The 25,797-nt window shown below is 51.5% G+C and carries 20 protein-coding genes and 1 pseudogene; all 21 read right to left on the reverse strand.

Annotation, left to right across the window (positions count from 1 at the left end; genetic code table 11):
- Nucleotides 1-89: 89 nt before the first annotated feature.
- The 21 genes and pseudogenes from NST84_RS22675 to NST84_RS22775 all read right to left on the reverse strand — a co-directional run bounded on the left by NST84_RS22675 (nucleotide 90) and on the right by NST84_RS22775 (nucleotide 25,795).
- A complete protein-coding gene (locus NST84_RS22675; protein WP_342562389.1) occupies nucleotides 90-1,034 on the reverse strand; it encodes an Rpn family recombination-promoting nuclease/putative transposase in 945 nt (314 codons plus the stop codon).
- 114 nt (nucleotides 1,035-1,148) lie between these two features.
- Nucleotides 1,149-2,267: a cell division protein FtsZ gene (gene ftsZ, locus NST84_RS22680; RefSeq protein WP_342562390.1), complete on the reverse strand. Its 1,119-nt coding sequence runs from the start codon at nucleotides 2,265-2,267 to the stop codon at nucleotides 1,149-1,151.
- A 64-nt stretch (nucleotides 2,268-2,331) separates the two neighbouring features.
- Nucleotides 2,332-3,597, reverse strand: coding sequence for a cell division protein FtsA (gene ftsA / locus NST84_RS22685; protein ID WP_342562391.1), 1,266 nt, complete (start codon nucleotides 3,595-3,597; stop codon nucleotides 2,332-2,334).
- Nucleotides 3,598-3,941: 344 nt separating this feature from the next.
- Nucleotides 3,942-4,697 carry an FtsQ-type POTRA domain-containing protein gene (locus NST84_RS22690; protein WP_342562392.1) on the reverse strand — a complete coding sequence of 252 codons (756 nt, stop codon included), beginning with the start codon at nucleotides 4,695-4,697 and terminating at the stop codon, nucleotides 3,942-3,944.
- A gap of 64 nt (nucleotides 4,698-4,761) precedes the next feature.
- Complete coding sequence (gene murA / locus NST84_RS22695) at nucleotides 4,762-6,045, reverse strand: UDP-N-acetylglucosamine 1-carboxyvinyltransferase (RefSeq protein ID WP_342562393.1); 1,284 nt, start codon at nucleotides 6,043-6,045, stop codon at nucleotides 4,762-4,764.
- A gap of 236 nt (nucleotides 6,046-6,281) precedes the next feature.
- Complete coding sequence (murG, locus tag NST84_RS22700) at nucleotides 6,282-7,397, reverse strand: undecaprenyldiphospho-muramoylpentapeptide beta-N-acetylglucosaminyltransferase (RefSeq protein WP_342562394.1); 1,116 nt, start codon at nucleotides 7,395-7,397, stop codon at nucleotides 6,282-6,284.
- A gap of 5 nt (nucleotides 7,398-7,402) precedes the next feature.
- The gene (gene spoVE, locus NST84_RS22705) at nucleotides 7,403-8,500 is read right to left on the reverse strand and encodes a stage V sporulation protein E (RefSeq protein ID WP_342562395.1); all 1,098 of its coding nucleotides are present in this window, start codon (nucleotides 8,498-8,500) and stop codon (nucleotides 7,403-7,405) included.
- Nucleotides 8,501-8,549: 49 nt separating this feature from the next.
- A complete protein-coding gene (gene murD / locus NST84_RS22710; protein WP_342562396.1) occupies nucleotides 8,550-9,968 on the reverse strand; it encodes a UDP-N-acetylmuramoyl-L-alanine--D-glutamate ligase in 1,419 nt (472 codons plus the stop codon).
- A 3-nt stretch (nucleotides 9,969-9,971) separates the two neighbouring features.
- Entirely contained in the window at nucleotides 9,972-10,937 is a 966-nt protein-coding gene (mraY, locus tag NST84_RS22715) for a phospho-N-acetylmuramoyl-pentapeptide-transferase (RefSeq protein WP_342562397.1), read from the reverse strand.
- A 20-nt stretch (nucleotides 10,938-10,957) separates the two neighbouring features.
- Nucleotides 10,958-12,364 carry a UDP-N-acetylmuramoyl-tripeptide--D-alanyl-D-alanine ligase gene (gene murF, locus NST84_RS22720; protein WP_342562398.1) on the reverse strand — a complete coding sequence of 469 codons (1,407 nt, stop codon included), beginning with the start codon at nucleotides 12,362-12,364 and terminating at the stop codon, nucleotides 10,958-10,960.
- Nucleotides 12,361-13,848 (reverse strand): UDP-N-acetylmuramoyl-L-alanyl-D-glutamate--2,6-diaminopimelate ligase, encoded by a 1,488-nt coding sequence (locus NST84_RS22725; protein WP_342562399.1) that lies wholly within the window; start codon nucleotides 13,846-13,848, stop codon nucleotides 12,361-12,363. The genes murF and NST84_RS22725 overlap by 4 nt, the downstream gene beginning before the upstream one ends.
- 51 nt (nucleotides 13,849-13,899) lie before the next feature.
- Nucleotides 13,900-15,825, reverse strand: coding sequence for a stage V sporulation protein D (locus NST84_RS22730; RefSeq protein ID WP_342562400.1), 1,926 nt, complete (start codon nucleotides 15,823-15,825; stop codon nucleotides 13,900-13,902).
- Between the two features lie 139 nt (nucleotides 15,826-15,964).
- Nucleotides 15,965-18,121 carry a penicillin-binding transpeptidase domain-containing protein gene (locus NST84_RS22735; RefSeq protein ID WP_342562401.1) on the reverse strand — a complete coding sequence of 719 codons (2,157 nt, stop codon included), beginning with the start codon at nucleotides 18,119-18,121 and terminating at the stop codon, nucleotides 15,965-15,967.
- A 109-nt stretch (nucleotides 18,122-18,230) separates the two neighbouring features.
- The gene (locus NST84_RS22740; RefSeq protein WP_342562402.1) at nucleotides 18,231-18,626 is read right to left on the reverse strand and encodes a hypothetical protein; all 396 of its coding nucleotides are present in this window, start codon (nucleotides 18,624-18,626) and stop codon (nucleotides 18,231-18,233) included.
- Nucleotides 18,627-18,654: 28 nt separating this feature from the next.
- Nucleotides 18,655-19,608, reverse strand: a complete 954-nt coding sequence (gene rsmH / locus NST84_RS22745) for a 16S rRNA (cytosine(1402)-N(4))-methyltransferase RsmH (protein WP_342562403.1) — start codon at nucleotides 19,606-19,608, stop codon at nucleotides 18,655-18,657.
- 39 nt (nucleotides 19,609-19,647) lie between these two features.
- Complete coding sequence (mraZ, locus tag NST84_RS22750) at nucleotides 19,648-20,085, reverse strand: division/cell wall cluster transcriptional repressor MraZ (RefSeq protein ID WP_342566499.1); 438 nt, start codon at nucleotides 20,083-20,085, stop codon at nucleotides 19,648-19,650.
- A 393-nt stretch (nucleotides 20,086-20,478) separates the two neighbouring features.
- A complete protein-coding gene (locus tag NST84_RS22755) occupies nucleotides 20,479-21,750 on the reverse strand; it encodes an adenosylhomocysteinase (RefSeq protein WP_342562404.1) in 1,272 nt (423 codons plus the stop codon).
- A 37-nt stretch (nucleotides 21,751-21,787) separates the two neighbouring features.
- Entirely contained in the window at nucleotides 21,788-23,419 is a 1,632-nt protein-coding gene (gene bshC, locus NST84_RS22760) for a bacillithiol biosynthesis cysteine-adding enzyme BshC (RefSeq protein ID WP_342562405.1), read from the reverse strand.
- A 160-nt stretch (nucleotides 23,420-23,579) separates the two neighbouring features.
- Complete coding sequence (locus NST84_RS22765; RefSeq protein WP_342562406.1) at nucleotides 23,580-24,500, reverse strand: ATP-binding cassette domain-containing protein; 921 nt, start codon at nucleotides 24,498-24,500, stop codon at nucleotides 23,580-23,582.
- Between the two features lie 113 nt (nucleotides 24,501-24,613).
- Nucleotides 24,614-24,827 (reverse strand): annotated as a pseudogene (locus NST84_RS22770) (peptide ABC transporter ATP-binding protein); the annotation flags it as partial.
- A 14-nt stretch (nucleotides 24,828-24,841) separates the two neighbouring features.
- Nucleotides 24,842-25,795 (reverse strand): ABC transporter permease, encoded by a 954-nt coding sequence (locus tag NST84_RS22775; protein ID WP_342562407.1) that lies wholly within the window; start codon nucleotides 25,793-25,795, stop codon nucleotides 24,842-24,844.
- Between the last annotated feature and the right edge of the window lie 2 nt (nucleotides 25,796-25,797).

A 25,797-nucleotide genomic window follows, 5' to 3' on the forward strand; every position in this document is an offset into this window, starting at 1 on the left:
GGCGGTTTTTTTGTCGAGTTATAGGCGGGGGTGGGAAAATCAACGCAGAAAAAAAACAGCCCGGAAGGCTGGTTCATATACGCTGATATTCAAATTAATGACTTTATTTCTTCCTCCGTCAGTCCCGTGGCGGCCTTAATGGCCTGTAAATCCATTCCCATCTGGAGCAGATTTTTTGCAATCTCCAGCTTGGCTTCCCTCATACCTGCTTGCAGCCCTTCTTTCATTCCTTCTTTCATTCCTTCTTTCATTCCTTCTTTCATTCCTTCTTCCAGTCCCTTTTTAATGCCTGCTTCTTTGCCTTCTTCCAGCCCCTTGGCAAAGCCTTCCCTTTGCGCACCATCCCTTTGCGAGGCCTCATCGTGCAGGAACTTCTGACGGTCTTCATATCTGCGCCGGGCTTCGGGATTCTGACTCAGGTATTCCAGCGTTTCCATTGCTTTTTGCAGTGCCGGTTCATTCATCTTCAGTACCTCCCAATTATCAGTGTCGTTCCCCTTTAAAAACAGCAGCCAGTTGACCAGCCCTTTCTCGCCGGGAACAGCAGCCTTCTTCAGCTTCGGCAATTCCAGAAAATGAATTTCTATATCATCAATAAGCGGCGCACCGCTGCTGTCCTCCCGCAGATGAAATACACTATGGGTGTATTCATTAGGCAGCACATTATAATTTAATATATTAATGGTTATACATTTCTTGAGCTCTATATACCGGCCGCCGGTCTGCAGCTGGCTGGAATAACGTTTACTCCAGTAGTATAGTGTCCGCTTTTCCATATCGTACTGGTTGAACAGCTGCATTTCAATATTAATCAGCCTGCCGTCAACCGTCCTAGCCCAGATATCAAAGATGGACTGCTTGTCCTGCGGATCCTCTTTATCCGTGTAAGGATTCAGCAGCACAACTTCTTCAAGCGGCGGTGTGCCCGCATCCTGCAGGACACGGTTCAAAAAAGCCTGCAGAACATCCTTATTGCTTTCACTGGCAAAAATCCTTTTGAATACAAAGTCCACCCGGGGGTCAAGCAGCTCCATTTGTTCATCCGCTCCCGTTATCCGTATTATATCAGCTAAAAGACAAAAAAACACCGCATCCTTCCCGGCCTTCCGGCCAGGGGATACGGTGCTTCCGTAAAGTAATTAGATGATCTAGTCGTTATTACCGCGTGTACGGTTGCGCAGGAATGTCGGTATGTCAAGCTGGTCAGAAGCCGTCTGATTACCGAACGGGCGCAGGTTACTGCTGCTGCTTTTGTCTGGTGCAGCAGGTTCACTGCTGACAGCCGGACGGCGGGTCTGATTAACCGGTGATGGCTTATGTTCGAAGCCGGTAGCGATAACCGTGACCTTGATTTCGTCCTTCATGCTTTCCTCAATGATGGCACCAAAAATCATATTAACTTCAGGATCGGAAGCAGCGGTAACAATCTCAGCCGCTTCATTCACCTCATACAATGAGAGGTTGGACCCGCCTGTAATATTCATAATTACACCGCGCGCACCTTCGATTGAAGTCTCAAGCAGCGGGCTCATAATCGCTTTGCGGGCTGCTTCAGAAGCACGGTTCTCACCGGTGGCGATACCGATCCCCATTAGTGCAGAACCACGTTCTGTCATGATTGTCTTCACATCAGCAAAGTCAAGGTTAATCAGGCCGGGAACCTGAATAAGGTCAGAAATACCTTGTACAGCCTGACGGAGCACGTTATCCGCTTCACGGAATGCCTCCAGCATCGGCGTTTTCTTGTCTACAATTTCCAGGAGCCGGTCATTTGGAATAACAATCAGCGTATCGACCTTTTCCTTAAGTGCTTCGATTCCGAGTTCTGCCTGATTAGCACGCTTTCTGCCTTCAAACGTAAACGGACGGGTTACAACCCCCACTGTCAGGGCTCCGCATTCTCTGGCGATTTCGGCAATCACAGGTGCTGCGCCGGTACCTGTACCGCCGCCCATTCCTGCGGTGACGAAGACCATATCTGCACCCTTAAGCGTATTTGAAATCAGATCGCGGGACTCCTCGGCCGCTTTCTTGCCTACTTCAGGATTGGCACCTGCGCCAAGACCCCGGGTAAGCTTGTCCCCGATTTGCAGTTTATGCTCCGATTTGGCCATATGCAGCGCTTGGGCATCTGTATTAACCGTGATGAACTCAACACCCTGAACGCCATTTTCAATCATCCGGTTGACAGCATTGCTTCCGCCGCCGCCTACGCCGATGACCTTTATTTGCGCCAAGCTCTCCATTTCAAAATCAAATTCCAACATATTGATTCCATCTCCCCCTTGAGTAGTGCTTGGATGGCCGGTCCAAGTATATCTGGACTTACTCTTATATGAACTCGCTGAACATATTTTTTATACGCTCCATCAGACCCGGCTTCTTATCCATCTCCTGGCTTGGAGCAGCGCTTTGCTTGCTTCGGTTGACCGTCTTCTTATTCGCGCTTCCGCCCGTATTGCTGCGTACGCGGAAACGGCGGACGACATTATGCAGAATGCCCACACCGCCGGTAAAACCCGGGTCGCGGACTCCGATATAGTCAGGAACAGCAATGCGCACAGAAGCCGCTAATTCAGTCTGGGCCGCCTTCAGGACGCCCGGCATAGATACAGTACCACCCGTAAGTATATAACCTCCGGGGAGCTCATTGTAACCCAGCCGCTTAACTTCCTGGCGGATCAGATGGAAGATTTCCTGGACTCTCGGCTCGATAATGGCTGCCAGATCCTCCTGGTTAAATTCCTTTTCCACATTGCTGCCGATACGGAGCACTTTGAACACAACGTCTGAAGCAGCATCATCGATCCAGGCGCAGCCGTATTTCAGCTTTACCTTCTCCGCCTGATCCGTAAGTGTTCGGAGTCCATAGGCAATATCATTGGTTACAAATTCTCCGCCGATTGGGATCGTGGAAGTGGCACAAAGAGAACCCTCTTCATATACGGCTACTGTCGTGGAGCCTGCACCGATATCAACCAGTACTGCACCCATCGATTTTTCATCTTTGGACAGCGCCAATCCGCCGGCTCCAAGAGACATCAGCACAAGATCCTTCACCTTCAGCCCTGATTTCTCTACACAACGAAGCAGATTATGTATTGGCGTCTTTGCCCCGGTTATAATCGTCGCCTCAACCTCAAGGCGGACTCCGATCATACCGCGGGGGTCCTGAATTCCTTCCAGACCGTCGACGATATACTGCTTGGCGACAACATCGATGACTTCTCGCTCTGGCGGCATTGCAATAACCTCGGCCGCTTTGATGACGCGATCAATGTCCTCTTCGCCAATCTCCCGATCTTCATTCTGGACGGCTACGACGCCATGACTGGACTGCAGACCGATATGATTGCCGGAAATCCCGACATAGACCTCGGATATTTGAATACCGACCATCTGCTCCGCATGCTCCACAGCGCTTCTGATCGATTGCACAGTCTGATCAATATCTACAATCGCACCCTTGCGTATCCCTTCCGAATCAGCAGATCCAACGCCAATAATATTAAAGGTTCCATTAGTAACTTCCCCAATAATTGCCCGCACTTTGGATGTACCGATGTCCAAACTAACAATGATGTCATTGTTGCTCAAGCCCTATGGCACCTCCTGTTATAATCATGATAAAAAAGGATGCTGAAAAAACACACGATTCCCATAGCCGGGAAGCTTCTCTGTACATATTCAACATCACTATTCCTTTCCCTCTTTTTTCTACAATTTTTTTGAATGGGATAATATGGAGTACCGGGTTTGAATAGGGAGTATCTTTTAACAGTCCGGGATATGCAGCTGCTCTGCAAGAAACAAATGGGATAATAAGAAAAAAGCAATCATATCCGGATATATTTCAAAAAATCCGCAGAAAAAAGAGGGATACACCTTATTGCCCGTAAATCCGATTGTAGCATTTTTTCCGCATTATTAGTAGGGACTATTTACTCTTGTGTGTCACCTGCGTCCTCATCATCAGCTACGAAGGGCACATACGTATCAGCCTCCAGCATTTTGATTAGTCCGGGCTCCTCGGTCTCTATTACCTGATTCAGGTATTCTACCTTATCTTTAAGCAGAGAGATTGCGGTAATCACCTCGAAATGCGAACGGGTGTACAGCTTAATCCGGTCCGGAAAGGATAAAGTCGGCGAAGGCACGATCTCGGAGATATCGCTGGTCAATTCATTGGGAATCTCCGCTAATGCCTGGCTCAGCTTGGTCTTATATGGGTCTTCTTCCTTCCAGCCGGTCAAAATAGGCTTCTCCACCGCAATCCCGGTCTCATTTACCTTAACTGCAGCTCCGCTGGACAGTATGGCCTCTAAGGTCCCCTGTTGATCCAGTTCGTAGGCTACAGCCGGATACTCTTCAATAGTAACATTAACAATTCCGGGGAATTTCTTAACCACTGTGGCCTCCTGGACGGTTTTTAGCCCCTTCAGCGATTCTTCCACAGAACCAGCCGAGGCTGCGAAGAACTGTCCGCCGATTACGAGGCCGCTTCTCTCCAGCAGTTCTTCCCTGGATGCATATTTGTTACCCTGAAAATTGATTTCCGTGATGCGGCTGACGGATGAGCGGAAAAAGATAACGGCCAGCAGCGCCAAAAACAGCAGCAGCAGGACAGCCGTAATTTTACGGCTCATTTTTTTAACAGGCTTGTCCTCTTTTAGACGAGGAAGTCGGGTTTTAGGCATTCTCATATCTCCGTAATAAGGCCCTGTCTCCTTCCCGGGCAAAAGCCGAAGGAGACAGGGAGCTTTAATTGGCCAAATCAAAGGGACCCGGTACAGGTACTTTGCGGCTGATGCGTGCACCCAGCTTCTGAAACAGCAGCTCAATGCCGTCATATCCGCGGTCAATGTGGTGGGCCTGCTCAACGACAGTAGTTCCCTGGGCAGCGAGACCGGCGATCACCAGAGCAGCCCCCGCCCGCAGGTCAGTTGCCTCCACCGTAGCCCCGTACAGCCGCTGCACACCGCGGATAAATGCCCGGTTCAGGTCGGTGGAAATATCCGCCCCCATGCGGGCCATCTCCTCCACATGCTTGAAGCGTCCCTCAAATACCGTCTCTTTGATAACACTGAAACCGTCGGCCAGCGACAGCAGCACCATCACCTGAGACTGTAAATCTGTTGGAAAAGAGGGGTATGGTGAAGTCACAATCCGTTCTACCGCACGTGGACGCCCCATGCAGCTGACATTAATTATATCATTGCAGACTGTGATTTGAACACCTGCACGCCTCAGCACGTGGATGAGCGAGGATAAATGACCGGCATTGGTATGCGTCAGTGTAACACTTCCGCGCGTCGCTGCAGCGGCAATCATAACCGTTCCGGCGACAATCCGGTCAGGAATCACCTCATACGTACAAGAATAGAGCTTTTCGACGCCGCGGATTGTAATGGTATCAGTGCCTGCGCCGATAATCTGGGCACCCATCGCATTCAGGAAATTCTGCAGATCCTGGATTTCCGGCTCTCTGGCCGCACCCGATATTGTAGTCGTTCCCTCAGCCATTGCCGCCGCCATCATAATATTCTCTGTGGCCCCGACACTGGGATAATCAAGATGAATGTCGCTCCCCTTCAGCCGGCCGGCCCGGCAGGAAATCCTCCCGTTGCTCTCCTCAATCTCGGCCCCCAGCAGCTTCAGTCCCTGCAGGTGAAGGTCAATCTTGCGTTCCCCGATTGCACAGCCGCCCGGCTGATAAATCGTCACCTCACCGAATCTGGCCAATAAGGGTCCCATCAGAAAAATGGAAGAACGCATCTGCCGCATCAAATCCTCCGGTACATGGGAAGTGCTTAAGGTTGACGTATCCATTGTTACTGTCTCTTCCTCATGCACAGCCCTGCAGCCCAGCCGTCCCAAAATATTCAGCATCGTCTCGATGTCCAGCAGCTTCGGCACATTATGCAGTGAGTGAACTCCTTCGGCCAGCAGGCTTGCCGCCAGGATCGGCAGTGCCGCATTTTTTGCTCCATGGATACGTATGGTGCCTGACAGGGGACTTCCACCCTCAATCACCAATTTGTCCAATGTATCACCTCCGAGATTACCGCTCACCCACCACCGGCCTTCCCTTTAACAATCAGTGAAATGCCCGGAAGCAAAATATCCGTTTCAGCATCTCGCCTTGCAGGAAGACCATGGGTGATTGTCACGATTATAGGATTATCCTATGTTCATAACCCCGGGTGTGTGACAGCAGGAGGATAACAAGCGCCTATGGTACAGCAGCCTTTTCTTTATAGCCGCCGGCAGCAGCTCACATTTTACTTTTTCTGTTTGGCGGCAAGCCGCCGCAGCTCGCTGACGACCAGCGCAGCGGAATCTCTTTTGCCCAGACGTCTGGAAGATTCCGCCATGCTGCTCCGCAGTGATTCTGCCCCGATAATCCGCTGTACCGCTTCATACAGGGCCTTACCGTTCAAATCCTTCTCCAGCAGCACGACAGCCGCCCCTTCGCGTTCCAGCTGTCTTGCATTCGCTTCCTGATGATTGTTCGTTACATTAGGGGACGGAATGAGGACGGAAGGAATGCCCAAAGCCGTAATCTCGGCCAGAAAGGAAGCGCCCGCCCGGTTCACAATCAGCGAGGTGCATGCCAGCACCTCAGGCATATTGTGGACATAAGGGAGCACATGCAGCCAGCTTGGCTCTCCCCCGAGCTTCTGACGCAGAGCCTTGCGGGTTTCTTCAAAGTAAGACTCACCTGTTACATACACGTAATGAACCCCATTACCCTTACCCACAAATGGTACCATTTCAATCATTGCCTGATTGATCGCCCTGGCCCCGCCGCTGCCTCCCACCACAAGCACCACTGTACTTCCTTCCGGAATTCCCAACGAGGCATAACCGCGCTGCGGGCTGGCAGCAGTTACGGTTGTAGCACGGGGATTCCCGGTATAGATCACGTTTTTGCTGCCCGGAAAAGCAGGTTCTGTGCCTTCAAAGCTTACGGCCACCGTATCGGCATACCGGCTGAGAAACTTGTTCGTCAGTCCGGGAATCGCATTCTGTTCATGGATCAGCGTCGGAATTCCCAGACGGGAAGCTGCATAAACAACAGGTCCGCACACGTACCCTCCGGTGCCGATAACGACATCCGGTTTGAACTCGCGCAGCATTTCCTTGGAGGCCTTGACCCCTTTCAGAAACCGCATGATTGTCTTTACGTTGTCCATGGAAATCTTCCGGCGGAAGCCGGTAATATCAATAGCTTTAAATGGAAGATTCTCCTGGGGAACCAGCCTGCTCTCCAGACCGCGTTTGCCGCCGATATAAAGAAAGGCCGATCCGCTCTCTTCCGCTTCAATCTGTCTGGCGACGGCAACGGCGGGATAAATATGCCCGCCCGTGCCTCCGCCGCTTAATACGATACGCATTTCTTTCACCTCGCATAACGGGATAGATTCAGTAAGATGCCGAGTGCTGTGAGCATCAGGGTCAGTGAAGAACCCCCATAGCTGATCAGCGGGAGGGTAATGCCAGTAACAGGCATCAGACCGATAACCACGCCAATATTAATAATGACCTGCACAGCCACCATGCTGACAATACCTACAGCCAGATAACTGCCGAACCGGTCCGGCAGGCTCATAGCTACCTTCATTCCCCGCCAGATCAGGATCAGGAACAGGATCAGAACGGCAATGCCCCCGATGAAGCCCAGCTCCTCAGCAAGAATGGAAAAAATAAAATCAGTCTGCGGCTCCGGTACGTAGCTGTATTTCTGCCGGCTCATTCCGAGCCCGAGACCGCCGAGGCCGCCGGGACCGATCGCATACAGCGACTGGATGATCTGATATCCCGCGCCAAGCGGATCAGACCACGGATCCAGGAAGGCTGTAATCCGCTTCAGCCGGTAAGGCGCAGCGGCAATCAGTCCGGCAAAGCCCAGCACGCCAACCGCCCCCAGCGAGAGCAGATGCTTCATCCGGGCGCCCGCTGTAAAGACCATCATCAGAGCCGCACCGAACATAACGGTGCCGGTGCCAAGGTCCGGCTGAAGCATAATCAGCGCGAACGCCGAGCCGATCAGGGCGAGCGGCGGCAACAGGCCGCGCGTGAAGGTGGAGATGTCATAATCATCCTTGCCCAGCCAGTTGGCCAGGAACAGAATCATCCCCATCTTCATAAACTCAGAAGGCTGAATACCGAAGCTGCTGATCCCCAGCCAGCTCCGTGCACCGCCGCGGACCACTCCAATGCCCGGAATTAATACCAGGACGAGCAGGATAAAACAGAGGATCAGGGCCGGCCGGGCAAATTTTTTCAGCACCAGGTAGTCCGTATTGGCGGTTACGAACATCGCGACGAGGCCAAGTCCGGCAAACAGCAGCTGTCTTTTGACAAAATAAAACGAATCGCCATAATTGCGGAAGCCCAGCACGGACCCGGCGCTGTAGACCATTACCATGCCGATGACCAGCAGGACAAGGATCGGAACCAGCAGCCAGATGTCAGGCGCATGACGCGATTTGTTCATCAGGAGCACACCTCTTGCATCCGTAGTAGGGGCTTATCCACCCCCCTACTTAAAGGTTATGCACCGCCTCTTTAAAAATACGCCCGCGCTCCTCATAGGATGTAAACATATCCCAGCTGGCACAGGCAGGAGACAGGAGAACAACTTCTCCAGGTTCCGTAAGAAGGGAAGCCTCCCGCACAGCCTGCTGCAGCACGTCGGCGGCGCTCTCCCCATTATCGACGGAGATGATATGCTTTACTCCTGCCATAGCGGCAACTTTGGCCAGCTTGTCCCTGGTTTCACCCAGGACGACAATCCCCTTCAGTCCGCCGAGGACAGGCAGCAGCTCCATATAATCGGAGCCGCGGTCAAGGCCCCCGGCGATCAGCACAAGCGGCTGCTTGAAGGAGCCCAGCGCCATTGTGGTCGCTTTGGAATTGGTAGCTTTGGAGTTGTTATAGTAGGCGGTCCCCACTTTCTCTGCGACATACTCCAGGCGGTGCTCAACGCCGCGGAATGAAGCCAGAACCCCGGCCAGCACCGCAGGATCAGCGCCTGCGGCAATGGCAATGCCGCAGGCTGCCAGCGCATTCTCTACATTGAAGCGGCCAGGCAGGCCGATCGAGCTGACCTTGGCAATTTCCGTCTCATGCTCGCTGTAATCGCGGTAGATGATGACCCGCTCCAGGTCATCTTCGGTATCCGGTACATAAGAAGGCCGGACAAAGATCCCCTGGACCAGCTTCTCACTCATGGAGAAAGGCAGGATACTCGCTTTGATGTAAGGAACCAGCTCGCGGCAAACCGGGTCATCCCAGTTCAGCACCGCCGTATCTTCCGGACCCTGGTTGGCAAACAGCTTCGCTTTGGAGGCTACGTAATCCTCCATGCCGCCGTGATAGTCCAGATGAGTCTCGGCTAAGTTCAGCAGGGCGCCTACTTTCGGACGGAACGTCTCAGTTCCTTTCAGCTGGAAGCTGCTTAGCTCCACAACCATCCAGTTATCCTCACCGGCCTCTTGCGCGGCCTGGCAAAGCGGGGTACCGATATTGCCGGCAACAATCGGATTCATTCCGGCGGCGTCCAACATTTTGCCTACCCAGGTAGTCGTGGTTGTCTTCCCGTTGGAGCCGGTAATCCCGATCATCGGCGCTGCGCAGATACGGTAGGCTACCTCCACCTCGGTGACAATTTCAATGCCGAGCTCCAGTGCCTGTTGCACCGGAGGCACCGAATACGGGATTCCCGGATTCTTCACCACCAGGCTAACACCTTCATGAATCAGCCCTTCCGGATGCCCTCCGCATATAACAGAAATTCCCAAAGTTTCCAGTTCGGAAGCTTCGGGACTTTGATCTCTTTCCTTTTTGTCATTGACCGTTACAACCGCACCGCGCTCATGCAGCACTTTGGCCACCTGGACGCCGCTTTTCGCGAGCCCCAGGACGACCACTTGTTTGCCTTTGTATTCATCTGGATGCTTCATTCCTTACAACCCCTTGCTCAAGATTAGTCCTACAGCAGCCAGTACCAGACCTACCGCCCAAAAGGTAGTGACAACCCGCCATTCCGACCAGCCGCCCAGTTCAAAGTGGTGATGAATCGGGCTCATGCGGAAGATACGCTTGCCGCGGGTTTTAAAAGACGCTACCTGCAGCACAACCGACAACATCTCGATTACAAACACGCCGCCGATAACGACGAAAAGCAGCTCACTTTTGGTAACAATGGCAATGGCTCCGATAGCGCCGCCAATCCCGAAGGAACCGAAGTCGCCCATGAACACTTTAGCCGGGTGGGCATTGAATACGAGAAAGCCGAGTACGGCACCAATCATCGCTGCGGCGCAGACACCTGCGGCAATCGAGGTTGCCTGCATGGCAATAACGGCAAAAGCGGCAAGTGCAATAGCACTGACCCCGGACAAGAGTCCGTCAACACCGTCCGTAAAGTTTACCGCATTGGTGACTGCCATCATCATGATGATAATGAACGGATAGTAGAACCAGGCGCCCCAGTCAAAGCTGATATCGGTGCCGGGAATGCTGATTCCGGTATTATGACCGGCATTGATCAGCAGCACGCTCAGTACGATGCCTACCAGAAGCTGGCCGGCCAGCTTTTGGCGTGCTGTAAGCCCCAGCGAACGCTTAAAGGCAATTTTAATATAGTCATCCAGGAACCCGATCAGCCCGTAGCCGAGCGTAGCCACCAAAAGAACATAAAAATCCGAATTTACTACAGAAAATTTCAAAAAGGACAGCGTAAACGCCACCATGATAATAATACCGCCCATAGTCGGCGTTCCCGCTTTTTTCAAGTGGGATTGCGGTCCGTCGTCCCGTACCTGCTGCCCGAATTTCATTCTGCGCAGCAGCGGAATGAATAGCGGAGCGGCAATGACCGCAAGGATAAAGGATACAGCACTAGTCAGCAGCAGAAGTTGATAATCCATGGGTACACCCCCTCCATTATTTATGTCTGTTTAAAATAATCATTAAGACTGTTCAGTGTTTCCTCCAGACGCATGCCTCTGGATGCTTTGAACAGCACGATATCTTTAACGGCGGCTTTGCTGTTCAGGGCAGCTGACAGCTCTGCCTTGTCGGTAAAGGCAAACACCCGCTCAGGCCCAAATTGCTTGACTGCAGCTTCTGCCAGGAGGGCTGAGAGCGGTCCATAGGCAAAGACCAGATCCGTCAAAGCCGGATCCAGATACTCGCCGATTTCCCGGTGAAAATCAGCTTCCTCCGGACCAAGTTCCAGCATGTCCCCCAGCACAGCGATCCGTTTGCCGGCTGTTTTCATAGACTGAAGCACATCAATAGCCGCCTTCATCGAGGTCGGACTGGCGTTATAGGCATCATTCAGCAGTGTCAGTCCCGAGGCGGTCAGCATCACTTCGATCCGCATACCGGTCAGCTTGAGCCGTTTCAGCCCTTCCTCAATGTTCGCCTCGGTAATGCCGTAATGACGGGCAACCGCAAATGCGGCCAGTGCATTACTGACATTGTGACGGCCCGGAAGCGGCAGTGTAAAAGCACGCTCCTCATTCAGGTAGGCAGTTGTAAACGTCATTCCGCCGATATGCGTCATCATCCCTGTAGGATAAGAATCGTTACCGGCAGTGAATCCGAAACGGAGGGTTTGCATCCCTTCCGGCGCACGGAAGGCAGACTCGGCCATCACTTCGGCAAGAAGCGGCTCATCCCCATTATAAATAAGCAGGCCGCCAGGCTTCAGCCCTTCAGCAATTTCCAGCTTGGCCCGGGCAATCTCCTTACGGGAGCCGAGCTGCAGCAGATGCGATTCACCTATATTTGTAATGACCGCAACATCAGGAGCAGCCAGCGAAGCCAGCAGGGCGATTTCCCCCCGCGCGCTCATCCCCATCTCCAGTACGGCAATCTCTGCATCCTCGCTCATGGAGAGCACCGTCAGCGGCAGCCCGATATGATTGTTGAAATTCCCCTGGGTTTTATGAACCTTATATTGGCCTTCCAGCAGGGAAGTAACCATATCCTTGGTTGTCGTTTTGCCGTTACTGCCCGTTATAGCCACAACCTGACAGCCTGTTTCGCTTAAATAAGCAGCAGCCAGCGTCTGCAGTGCAGTAAGGGTATCGTCAACCAGAATAACGGCGCCCTCCGGTGCAACACCTTTATCCCGTTGCCACAGCGTAGCCGCAGCCCCGGCAGTTAGTGCTGCCGCACTGTAATCATGACCGTCAAAATTGTCCCCGGTAAGGGGAACAAACAGACAGCCTGATGTAATTTTGCGGGAGTCAGTAACGACTCCTGCTATTTCCAAATCCGGATCTGCAGCGGAACCCGTTGCTCCTCCGCACATGTCAGCGATTTTTTGCAGCGTTCTTGTAATCAATAGCTTCGGCCCCTTATAACTTCTTTAGCGACAAGGCGGTCATCGAAATCATGAACCACTCCGCCGATCAGCTGGTAGGTCTCATGACCTTTCCCCGCAATCAATACTACATCGCCGGGGCTTGCCATTTCAATAGCATTTCTGATTGCCTCGCGGCGGTCCGGAATCATCTCATACTTCTCCTGCAGAACCCCGTCTTCCCTGAGGCCGGCTTCAATATCCTGCAGAATCAGCAGCGGATCCTCTGTCCGCGGGTTATCTGAAGTGACAAACACATGATCGCTGTATTTTGCAGCAATTTTGCCCATAAGCGGGCGTTTCGTCTTATCCCGGTCCCCGCCGCATCCGAACACAGTCAGCACCCTGCCGCCGGCGAACTCGCAAACGGCTTTCAGTACATTCTCCAGTCCATCCGGTGTATGAGCGTAGTCCACAATGACTGCGAAATCCTGACCTGCGTCAACCGACTCTACCCGTCCGGCCACTCCTGCCACCGACTCCAGAGATGCTTTGATCTCCTCCAGCGGTATATCTTCGAGCATTGCAGCAGTTATGGCAGCCAGCGCATTGTACACATTGAATTTGCCGACCATACGCAGCGAAATGTCTGCTTCTCCCTTAAACGTCTCTACATGGAAAAAGGTTCCTTTTGACGTAATCGAAATTTGCGATGCCCTCACGTTGGCGCTGTTGTCAATGCCGTATGTAATCACTTCTGCTGCAGTCTGTGCGGCAAAATAAACACTCGCCTCATCATCGGCATTCAGCACTGCATATTTGCGTTCTTCCTTCCAGGGTGAAATCACGTTGCCCAGACGCGAGAAGAACAGCCCTTTGGCCGCACGATACTCCTCCATCGTATGATGATAATCCAGATGATCCTGGGTTAAATTTGTAAAAATTGCTGTGCGGTAATCCGTGCCCTTTACCCGTCCCTGCTCAAGCGCATGGGAGGATACTTCCATTACACAGCATTCCACACCTTTCAGCGCCATATCGTTCAGGGTACGCTGCAGCTCAAGCGACTCCTGCGTCGTGCCGGAGGCCGGATAGATCTGGCCGTCATATTGCAGCTGGATCGTGCCGATCAGCCCGGTTTTCAGCCCGTGATCAGACATAATCCGCTCAATCAGATAGGTGGTGGTTGTTTTGCCGTTTGTTCCGGTCACACCGATCATTTTCATCCGGCTGCTTGGCGACCCGAAGAAGGCATTCCCGAGCACGGACATAGCAAACCGGCAGTCATCGACGATCAGCTGCGGCAGGTCCAGATCCAGCTTGCGTTCAACAACCAATGCTGCTGCACCGCCGGCTGCCGCCTGCGGTGCATAATCGTGGCCGTCTACCGTAAAACCAGGCAGGCAGATAAACAAATCCCCGGGCTTTACCTTCCGGGAATCTGCCTGAAGATTCGCAATTTCAGTTTCCCCGTCCCCGTGCAAGCGCGATGCCGCAAGACAGGAAGATAATTCTTTCAATTTCATAACTAATCCCTCACTCTGCAATTTCGGATAAGAAGACTGGCCTTACCTCTATCATTGACTTGAAGTACCCATATAAATCCTGATTGTTGAACCTTGTTCAACCCTTGCTCCCGCTTTTGGCGCCTGATTAATAACCGTGTCTCCGGTACCTGAGCGGGCGAGCGTAAAGTTCATATTCAGATCCTCATAAATGTCCTGCACGGTCGCCCCTGTAAGATCGGGAACCGTAACAATCGGAGTTTCACCATATTTGTAGGTTTTGGGAAGCTGATCCTTACGTTCTGGAACCTTCAGATAATGCAGCGAATCCTCCAGGATATTCTGGACGATCGGAGCAGCTACTACGCCCCCGAACTGTATCCCTTTCGGATTATCAACTGCTGTGTATACTACAATCTGCGGATCATCTGCAGGGGCAAACCCGATAAAGGAAACGATATGCTCTGTCGGAGAATAGCGCCCGTTAATAACCTTTTGTGCCGTCCCTGTCTTGCCTCCTACCCGGTAGCCGTCAATAAAAGCCGGCCGGCCCGTGCCTTTGGCAACTACGCTCTCAAGGGCAGCGCGCACCTTCTTAGATGTCTCTTCGGAAATAACCTGCCGCACTTCCTTGGGCTCAACCTCGGATACCGTCTCGCCCGTTTCCGGATTGATCCAGGCCTTGGCCACATGCGGGGTGAACAGCTTGCCGCCGTTAATAGCTGCCGATACAGCGGCAATCTGCTGAATCGGCGTAACCGAGACACCCTGGCCGAAAGCAGTGGTAGCGAGCTCCACCGGACCCACCTGGGACAGCTTGAACAGGATACCGCTCGCTTCCCCGTTCAAATCGATGCCCGTTTTCGCCCCGAAGCCGAAATTACGGATGTATTGAAACAGGGTCTCCTTGCCGAGCCGCTGCCCCAGTGCAACAAACCCGGGGTTGCAGGAATTCTCAACCACTTCAAGGAAGGTCTGGCTGCCGTGGCCGCCTTTTTTCCAGCAGCGCAGCCTGGCGCCCCCGACCTCTACATAGCCAGGATCGAAAAACTGCTCATTCTGCAGATCAACCTTATTCTCTTCCAGCGCAGCTGCAAGTGTAATGATTTTGAAAGTGGAACCCGGTTCGTAGGTCATCCAGATGGGCAGGTTGCGGTTATACACCTCAGCATCGTACTCCTTGTACGAGCCCGGCTCATACCCCGGCCGGCTGGCCATGGCCAGAATCTCACCGTTCTTCGGGTTCATGGCAATGGACCATGCGCCCTGCGCCTGATACTTCACCATAGCCTGATCCAGCTCACGTTCCATAATCGACTGGATTTGCTTATCGATGGTCAGCTGCAGGCTTAGACCTTCCTGCGGCTCGGAATATTTCTCCGAAGAACCCGGCATCAGCCGTCCGCCCGCATCAGACAGATAGGAGACGTTTCCCCCGATCCCCCTGAGCAGCTTGTCATATATGCTCTCAATACCAGTAATGCCCTGATTATCGATTCCGGTAAACCCGAGAATATGCGCAGCCAGATCGCCATAAGGATAATAACGTTTGTTATCCTCAGCCACAACGATGCCCGGCAGCTGCAAATCACGGATGCTCGCGGCAAGCTCCATCGTAATTTTGCGGCCGCCGGGCTGTAGCTTAACCGATGACTCACGTTTGGACATCAAAGTGACCAGCTTCTCCTCAGTCATGCCGAGGAGCGGAGCCAGCTGCTGAGCTGCCTTTTGCTTATCTTTCACCTGCACGGGAACGGCATAAACCGTTGGCGAGCTGACATTATAAGCCAGTGCAACACCTTCACGGTCCAATATTTCACCGCGCTTGGCAGTATAAGGAATATTGCGGCGCCACGACTCCTCCGCCTTGGCACTCAGCTTTTCGCCCTGATAAAGCTGTACATAAGCAAGACGCACAGTCAGTGAACCGAACACCACAGCCAGTCCGAGCAGTGTCCACAGCATTCTCCGCCGGGTTACAACCTTCGAAACCTTCATTCCGCTTTCCCCCGCTTTCCCTCGTAATAGACATGATCTCTTATCTTCATGACTATTCGGGACAAACAGGGGTTAGAACAAGCCCCGCTGGCGGTACAGCGGAATCCGTAAAGATCTTTTTACCCGGATATGCTGGGCATTAACCTCCGCTATCCCCGGTATCCTCTGCCTCGTCCTTAGCCGCAGCTACCGGGATGTTTTCGCCGTACTCATTAAGCGGATTAAGCTTCAGCTGCACCAGCTTCTTGCCGTTCTCGGTTGATACCGTCTGCTCGGTGACATATCCTTCGCCCTCGACGGAAATCTTAACCTTCAGCAAATTAAGCACCTCCAGCGCATCCCTCAGCGATTGTCCCTTAAGATCAGGGATCGCTGCCTGTTCACCCTGCTGGCTTAACAGATATATCCGCTGTCCCGAGGCGAGTAAAGTGTTTGCCTCCGGATACTGGCTGACTACGCTGGTTCCGCTGCCGACTGTTTCGAAATCATAACCCTGATCCAGCAGCAGTTCTCTGGCTTCTTTGACCGACTTGCCGGTCAGCGCCGGTGTAGAGCGCTGTACTACTGCAGTTTTGGTAACCTTTGTGCTCGCCGCTGAACCAACGACCGTTTTCGGCACACCCATGTACTGCAGTGACTGCGACACAATTTCCTTAAATACAGGAGCTGCAGCTGTTCCGCCGCCGACTTCAACATTGGGTTCATCGATAATAACGATAACTGCAATCTTCGGATCATTCACCGGAGCATAGCCGATAAAGGATACCAGCACCTTGGATTTGACGTAATCCTGGCCTTCTACCTTTATCGCTGTTCCCGTCTTCCCTGCTACCCGGTAACCTTCAATATAAGCATGTCTACCGGTACCGATATTCTGGTCTGATACAACCTGCTCCAGATAGCTGCCGGTTTCCCGGGCGCTTTCCTCCGTAATGACCTGGCGGACAACCTCTGGCTCGGTAACCGTTATCTCTCCGGTATTCGGGTTGCTGATCTCCTTGATCACATGGGGAACCAGCAGCTTGCCACCGTTAGCTATAGCTGCAACAGCCGTAAGCTGTTCAATCGGGGTGACCTGCACTTTACCGTGTCCGTAAGCCAGTGTTGCGTACTCAACAGAATACTGCGGCGTAACCCGGCCTGAGACCTCTCCGGGAAGATCAATACCTGTCTTCTCTTCAAAGCCAAAATCATGAATATACTTCATCAGCCTATCCTGCCCGAGCATTTCGAAGCCCAGCTTTACAAAGGCAACGTTGCTGGAGCGCTTCACCCCTTCAAGAAAGGAGATTTCCCCCCATCCCGCACGGTTAATGTCATGAAGCGGCTGGCTGTAGCCCTTAATCCGGATGGATCCTGATTTAAAGGTAGCATCTGCATTAAACAAATCCTCCTGCACCGCTCCGGCCAGTGTGACAATTTTGAAGGTCGAGCCCGGTTCATAAATGGACTTGATTGCATGGTTCAGGAAATTCTCCTGATCACCTGCATACTTCCAGAATTCATTGGGATTAAAGGTTGGCATGTTGGCCAAACCGAGAATCTCCATCGTATTCGGGTCGGCGGCAATGACGGTCATACTCTTAGGCTTGTACTGGTCATAGGCCTTCTGCATGGCTTCTTCAATATAACGCTGAATCGTACTGTCAATGGTCAGCTTGATATCGCTGCCGTTCACAGCAGGCTGGTAGGTGTCCTGGGAGTCCGGAAGCTTAATTCCCTTACCATCACTCTGATAGTAAAGCTTGCCGTTCGTGCCCTGAAGCTGTTTGTCAAAATAGCTTTCCAGCCCCATGATGGCTTCGCCGTCCCGGTTTGTGTAACCCAAAATATGCGCAGCTAAAGAGTCCTTAGGATAATAGCGCTTCTGCTCCGTGATCAGTCCGATTCCGGTTTCGAGCGTATTATGCTTTTCCTCCAGCTCTTTATTGAACGCCCTCACTTTATCCGCGAGCTCTTTATCTATTTTCCAGCCTTCGTTACGGATTTCACGGTTCTTCAAGAAGTTGCCTTCATCATCCTTGGCTTCAACCAGCTTCTTCAGTTCCGCTTCCGGCTTGCCGAGCAGCTTATTAAGCCCCTTGATCACTTCTTCGCCAATTCCCTTTTCAGCAATGACCTGAGGGTTTACAACGACTGTATACGCTGGAACATCACTGGCCAGTACACTGCCGTTACGGTCTTCAATGGTACCCCGCTTCGCCTTGATAATCGAGGTATGCGCCCATTGGGAGACTGCCTCCTTATGCCAGAAATCATTCTGTACAACCTGAATCCAAAATACCCGGATGACCAAAACAAGAAAAAAGAGGGTAATACACCCTCCTATAAACAGCGTGCGAAGTTTTATTCTCTTGACCATAAGGTAACCTCACAAACTCTATTATTGCGGCTTCTGCCAGCCGCTAATTGTCGTTTCCGTCAGCTGCCTTACCGTTTGCGGACACATAGATTGCAGAGTCTTCAGACGGCTGGACATATCCCAGCTTTTTGGCCTTTTCGGCTACCAGCTGCTCCAGTGTCTGCTTCTCCATCTGATAAGTGGCAATTTGCTTCTGTGTTTCAGCAATGTTGCTGTCCAGCTTTTGTGCCTGCATGTTCAAATCATAAATATGGACGTAACGCCAAATCAGGGCGACAGCCACCAGCACAAATGCTCCCAGGGTCAGCATATAACTCAGCTTCTCCTGTGTCGGCAGTACATTTCGTCTGGTGACGACTTTCGTCTTCTCGCGGTAAAGCGGGTTTACCTCTTGTTTTCTTTTAGGTTGAACTGCTAAATTGCCGCGGGTGTAGGCCATCTCTCTGACTCTCCTTTATCGTCGTTTTCTATAATTTCTCTGCAACGCGCAGTTTTGCTGAACGGGCACGCGGGTTATGTTCCAGCTCTTCCTCAGAAGGAACCAGCGGCTTACGGTTAACCAGCTTTAGCTTGCCTTCAGCGCCGCATACACAAAACGGAAAGTCAGGTGGACAAGTACATCTGCTCAAATAACTGCTGAAAATCTGTTTGCAGATTCTGTCCTCCAGCGAATGAAACGTAATAACGGATACTCTTCCTTCAGGCGCCAGACAGCGTACAGCTGCGTGCAGCCCTTCTTCAAAAGCTCCCAGTTCGTCATTCACGGCAATTCTTAGTGCCTGAAAGCTGCGTTTTGCCGGATGTCCTCCAGTTCTGCGCGCAGCTGCCGGAATGCCTTCCTTGATCAGCTCCGCCAGCTCACCAGTGTTCGTAACCGGCCGTTCCTCGCGTCTTTCCACAATTTTGCGGGCAATCCGCCGCGAGAATTTTTCTTCTCCATACTGGAAAAGCACGCGGGCGATTTCCTGCTCAGGCCAGGTGTTGATCACTTCGGCTGCAGTCAGCTCAGCGGACTGATCCATCCGCATATCCAGCGGGGCATCGTGATTGTAGCTGAATCCCCGCTCCCCTTCATCAAACTGGGGAGAAGATACGCCAAGGTCGAACAGTATGCCGTCTACCTGCGGAACTCCATCCTTTTGCGGAACAAACGGCAGTGTCTTCAGAACCTGTTCCAGGTCACGGAAGTTGGTTTTAACCATTACCACCTTGTCGCCGTATTCAGCCAGCCGTTCTTTGGCATTATTCAGAGCCCAGTCATCCTGATCCAGACAGATCAGCCGGCCGTTGCCGCTGAGTTTGGACGCAATCAAAGAGCTGTGTCCGGCTCCGCCAAGCGTACAGTCGACATATATGCCATCCTCTTTGATGTGCAGCCCCTCTGTCGCTTCTTCTTTAAGCACCGTGATGTGGTGAAACAAGCTGCATCCCTCCAGGGCAGTATTCGAATTGTGTATGTGTTATAGATCAAAATTGAAATCTACCAATTTCTCGGCAATCTCGTTGAACGATTCCTCTGACTGTTCGAAGTACTGTTCCCATAGCTCTTTGTTCCAGATTTCCACCCGGTTCGAAACGCCCAGAATAACACAGTCCTTATCCAGCTTAGCATATTGCCGTAAATTAACCGGCAAATTAACCCTGCCTTGCTTGTCCCATACACATTCTGTCGCTCCCGAGAAAAAGAAGCGGCTGAAGGCACGGGCATCCGATTTCATCAGTGAAAGGCTTTTGAGCTTTTGCTCCATGATTCCCCATTCTTCCATGGGATAAACAAATATGCAGGAATCGAGGCCGCGGGTGGCAACGAAAGAGGCTCCGAGCAATTCACGGAATTTAACCGGAATGATGATCCGGCCTTTGTCGTCAATGCTATGCTGGAACTCCCCCATAAACATCGATTTTCCCACTCCCTGCTACCGATTCCCCACTTTGCCCCACTTTACACCACCTAAGCATAATAGATTCGCCATTAAAAATCAAAAACCTTTTTCATATCCGAGGTAATTTTTTCTTGTTTGTCAAGTCTTCATTTCTACAAATCTTTGCAGTATTCTTCAGCCCTTTTACACATTTTAATTTTCCCCAATCAAAATATTGAGCGTTAAGCTTCAGAAAACGGGGTATATAATATCTTGAATCCTAGTAACCCTAGACTAAAGTCGGATACCCGCAGGAGGGCAGTATGGGCATATATATCGAAGTTAATCCGTTCATTAATTTACCTGAGACAGCAAAATGCCCGGGCCATTTGCATGGCTACCGGGCATTTGCTGATCCATACACTTTAATTAATCATTCAGATTCCAGCTGTCAAGATATTCAACTTGAGCCGGAGTCAGGCTGTCAATTGAAATTCCCAGGCTTTCCAGCTTGTAGCGTGCTACCTGCTCATCCAGCTCGTAAGGAACATTTTCCACTTTGACACCGATGTTTTTGTAATTGTCGTTTACATATTTGAGCGACAGCGCCTGCAGGGCAAAGGTTGTATCCATGATTTCTGCAGGATGGCCATCCGCCGCTCCCAGGTTGACCAGTCTGCCTTCAGCCAGCAGGTATAGCTTGCGTCCGTCCTTCAGCAGATATTCTTCGATATTCTTACGGACTGTGCGCTGGGATACGGAACGCTCGGACAGCTCTGGTTTGTTCACTTCCACATCGAAGTGCCCGGCGTTGCAGAGAATTGCCCCGTCCTTCATCACATCGTAATGTTCACCGCGGATTACATAACGGTTACCTGTTACGGTTACGAAGAAATCACCATGCTTGGCTGCTTCCTTCATCGGCATCACCTGGAATCCGTCCATATGGGCTTCAACCGCTTTAATCGCATCTACTTCGGTCACGATTACGTTGGCACCAAGGCCCTTTGCACGCATCGCTACACCCTTGCCGCACCAGCCGTAACCGACTACAACGACTGTTTTGCCGGCTACAATCAGATTGGTAGTCCGGACGATGCCGTCCCAGGCCGACTGGCCAGTGCCGTAACGGTTATCGAACAGGTACTTGCAGTAAGCATCATTGACAGCAACCATAGGGAACTTCAGGATGCCTTGCTTCTGCAGCGCTTTTAAGCGAATAATACCGGTAGTTGTCTCTTCCGCACCGCCGCGGATATTCTCCATCAGGTCCGGCCGCTCCGAGTGCAGCAGTGTTGCAAAATCGCCGCCGTCATCAATAATCAGATCCGGCTTGTTTTCCAGCGCTCTGATATTCAGAGCCTTGAACTCCTCAGGAGTCGGGTTATATTTGGCGAATACTGTAATTCCGTCTTCGACAAGCGCCGCACACACATCGTCCTGCGTGGAAAGGGGGTTGGAACCGGTAATGGTCACTTCGGCACCGCCGGCTTGAACCACTTTTGCCAGGTATGCTGTTTTGGCTTCCAGATGCAGTGTAATCGACACCTTCAGTCCCTTGAACGGCTGCTCCGCTTCAAACTGCTCACGGATGCGGTTCAATACCGGCATATGCTGGCGGACCCAGTCGATTTTGAGATGCCCTTCCGGGGCAAGCGACATATCTGCAACGATACTGTTTTGTTTCGACAATGAACTCATAAAAATACCTCCTATTAATTTGGATTAAACCGTGTTCCTACATATATATAATGCGATGTGTTCCGCTGAAGTCAGCGGGCATCGTAAGCAGCTCATCCAGCCAGGAGAGACCGTAGCGGTTCAAATAGTACATGACGTTATAGGCTCTTTCCTGCAGCTTGCCTGCAGGCATGAGCGACAGCTCAATCCGTTCCCACTGGCGCAGGGCGGCTTCATTCTGCTTCTCCATAGCATCCTGGGCTTTTGCCTGCAGGAAGGAGATCTGATCCATAATCTTGTCTTTGTTGTTGTTCCCCAGCTTGAGCAATCCGGCCTGGATGCTGCCGAGCTGTTCAATCAGCGGCTCATACATTGCTGTAAAAGCTCGCTTGGTCTCCTCGAACCGGCGTCCAAGCTCCAGCTCGTCCTGGGCAGACAGCCATTCCTTGCGCTTTGCATCAAGACCATTACGGACATCGCTAAAGGAAAGACCATACTTATCCATATGTTTATGGAGCGTGCCTTCAATAATCGTAAAGGACATACGCGGCATAATCAGCGGCATCTTGTCGTTCACCACACTGAATGCCTCACGCGGTATCGCCCAGTAGGCAATTTCCCCTTGTCCCAGCACAGTGGCCAGTACCGGCAGAACATAATTCTGCATCAGCGGACGGGTTAGCACATTGTTGCTGAACCGCTCAGGGTGTTCTTCCAGCTCAGCCAGCAGCCCGCTCTGTGAAAAGGACACGATTCCTTTGCGGTCGCTGAATCCGTCTTTTGTCTTATGCAGGAGGAGCCGTGCACCTTCATGTATATAGAAGATATTAGCATTGCCAGGTGTTACATCAGCCTGCAGCTCATAGCCGGCTGCTGTAATATCCCCTGCCGACTGCTTGTAAGCAGCCTCAAGCTCATCGTTCCGTTCGATGAGGGTAGCAAAGAACGGGCGCTCCAGGCTGCGCAGTGCAGGATCTGCAGAATCCAGCAGAACAAGCCCGAATTTGCCGAACAGTGAGCCTATCAGCTTGGCAAAAGCATCGCTCATGCTGCAGCCTCCCGCTGATGATTCGCGGATAAACTGCATAATCTCCGGTTTAAATTCACTTTCTTGCAGCATCCCGTCCAGCAGCTCAGTTACCTGCTGCCAGCTCTCCTGTCCTACTGAAATGGCGCTGACCGAAGCCCGAGGCCCTTCCGGCTTGTCCATTTTGATTTTGGCAAGCTCGCCGGTTCTGCTTAATACGTAGGTATGATTGACTTCATCCCAGTCATGATCCTCACCGGCAATCCAGAACAACGGAACGACAGACCGCCCAAGCTGGGCCGCAGCTTCTTTGGCCGCCAGAATTGCCGTAGCCGCTTTGTAAACAACAAAAAGAGGTCCTGTGAACAGGCCGCTTTGCTGTCCACCGGTAATGACCAGTGTTCCCGGCTGCTCCAGCAGGGATAACGAGTCCATTACTTCAGGATGATTGTTATGCTGCTGATTATAACCGCGCAGAACAGCAGCCACTTCAGTACGCCCGGCGCGCTGATCCTCTGTACTGTCCAGCCAGTCCGCCCGTTCCCTCCGGCTTGTCTCGTTTCTAAAATCCCCGCCGTACAGCTTGTCCACTGTTTCATAACGTTCTATATAGTCGCGGGCAAGCTTAGAGCCGCCCGTTAACGGTTCCGGTACTACATTCATCTGCAATTGCCTCCTGTTCTACTTCCTGCTGTATGTAAACATCTAGTCTGTAAACTCTATATGATTGTATCCAAAGTAACGGCGCGCGTCAAAGAATTCCGGCTGACGCATAACAGGCGGGAGCTTAACGCTCCCGCCTGCATCTGTAATACTGTATCCATTAAGCAAATTTTTTGGCAACAAAGTGACCTTTTGAAACTTCTACAAGCTCAAAGTCACTGTCATTGGATTTATCGCCAGCCGCGAAAATCGGGCTGCCAAGCTCATCATGCAGATGAATCCGCTTTTTGTTCGCTTCCACTTCCGGGTCCGGTTCAGGGATCGCCGACAGCAGCGATCTGGTGTACGGATGGAGCGGGTTGGCATACAGCTCTTCACTCTCTGCCAGTTCCACCATTCTGCCCAGGTACATAACCGCTACGCGGTCACTGATATGCTTAACCATGGACAGGTCATGCGCGATAAAGAGATAAGTAAGACCAAGACGTTCCTGCAATTCCTTGAGCAGATTGACAACCTGTGCCTGGATCGAAACGTCAAGCGCCGAAATCGGCTCATCACAGACGATAAATTTAGGATTTACCGCTAGCGAGCGGGCAATCCCGATACGCTGGCGTTGTCCGCCGGAGAACTCATGCGCATAACGGCTGGCATGGTCATGGTTAAGACCAACCATATCCAGCAGCTCTTCAATCCGCTTTTTGCGTTCAGCGCGGCTTCCGGCCATACCGTGAATATCCAGCGCTTCACCGATAATATCAGAAACCGTAAACCGGGGGTTCAGCGATGCGTACGGATCCTGGAAGATCATCTGCATATCGCGGCGCATTGTCTTCATTTTACCTGGAGACAATTTGTAAATATCGGTACCATTGTACTTCACGCTTCCGGCAGTCGGTTCATATAGACGGAGAACCGTACGGCCAGCAGTAGTTTTACCACAGCCGGATTCACCTACCATCCCGAGGGTTTCACCCTCACGGATAGAGAAACTGATATTATCAACAGCCTTAAGAACTTTACCTTTGCCTACATTAAAATATTTCTTAAGACCTTCAACTTCAATAAGGTTCTTACTCAAACGTACTGCACCTCCTTGGCCATCGAATGCAGCATTCAGCTGTGCGCATTATGCGTTTGCTGAATGCTGTGACTCTATAAACTTGCGCCTGAATAGTCACATCAAGCGCCGGATTCGTGGAGATATTGGTTAAAGCGAGCCTCAGCATTTTTGATGCCCGCTAATTGAAGCATCTCAATACCTTGCTGTTTCGCTTCGGCCGCTGACATTTCTGATGTGTGATCAAAACTTCGGTTATCTGTCTGCCCACTTTGATCGTAGGGTTCAAAGAAGTCATCGGGTCTTGAAAAACAAGCCAATATCTTTACCGCGAATACGTTACATTTGTTACATGCTATTGCTTATTTTTTCAGTTTAGGATCCAGTGCATCACGAAGACCGTCACCAAAAATGTTAAAGGACAGCATGATCAAGCTTACCAGAATAGCCGGGAACAGGAAGCGCCATGGATAGTACAACCATCCGGTCAATGAGTCATTGATCATCGATCCGAGGGATGCGACAGGTGCTTGTACACCAAGTCCCAGGAAGCTCAGGAATGCTTCAGCGAAGATCGCATTCGGAACGGACAGGGTAATCGTTACAATAATAGGACCAACCGCATTAGGAAGCAGGTGGCGGAACAACAGTCTCTTGGAGCCTGCACCCATGGAGCGGGAAGCAAGGACAAATTCACGGTTCTTAAGCTGCATGATCTCACCGCGTACAATCCACGACATGTTAATCCAGCCGGTAATGGTTAAAGCCAGGATAATGGTACCAAGGCTTGGCTCCATTACAACCAGCAGCAGGATAACTACCAGCAGGTAAGGGATGGCATACAAAATTTCTGAAAACTTATTCATAATGTTATCAACACGTCCGCCGAAATAACCCATGATGCCGCCATAAATAACACCGATCAGAAGGTCAATTGCTGCTGCAGCCAGACCTACGATCAGCGAGATACGGGCTCCATACCATGTACGGACAAAGATATCGCGTCCCAGATCATCAGTGCCGAAAAAGTGTTTGTTAGCGAATGAAGGGGGCTTATTCGTATTGAGCAAGTCATTAGAATAATAGTTGAACTTTGATAAATATGGTGCAAAAATAGCAGCCAGTACGATCAGGCCCAAAACACCAAGTGCGGTCATTGCCATTTTGTTCTGGCGCAGACGCTCCCAGGAATCTCTCCAGGACGAAAGACTTTCGCGCTGGATTACTTCAGCCTGCTTTTCATCAATTCCAATTTGTTTGAAATCTTCAGGTTTCAGGTTCGCGTCAAACGATGTCAAATTATTATTAGATGCCAATT

Origin of the sequence: Paenibacillus sp. FSL R7-0345 (assembly GCF_038595055.1) — a bacterium.
In the GTDB taxonomy this organism is placed as follows: Bacteria; Bacillota; Bacilli; order Paenibacillales; family Paenibacillaceae; genus Paenibacillus_AQ.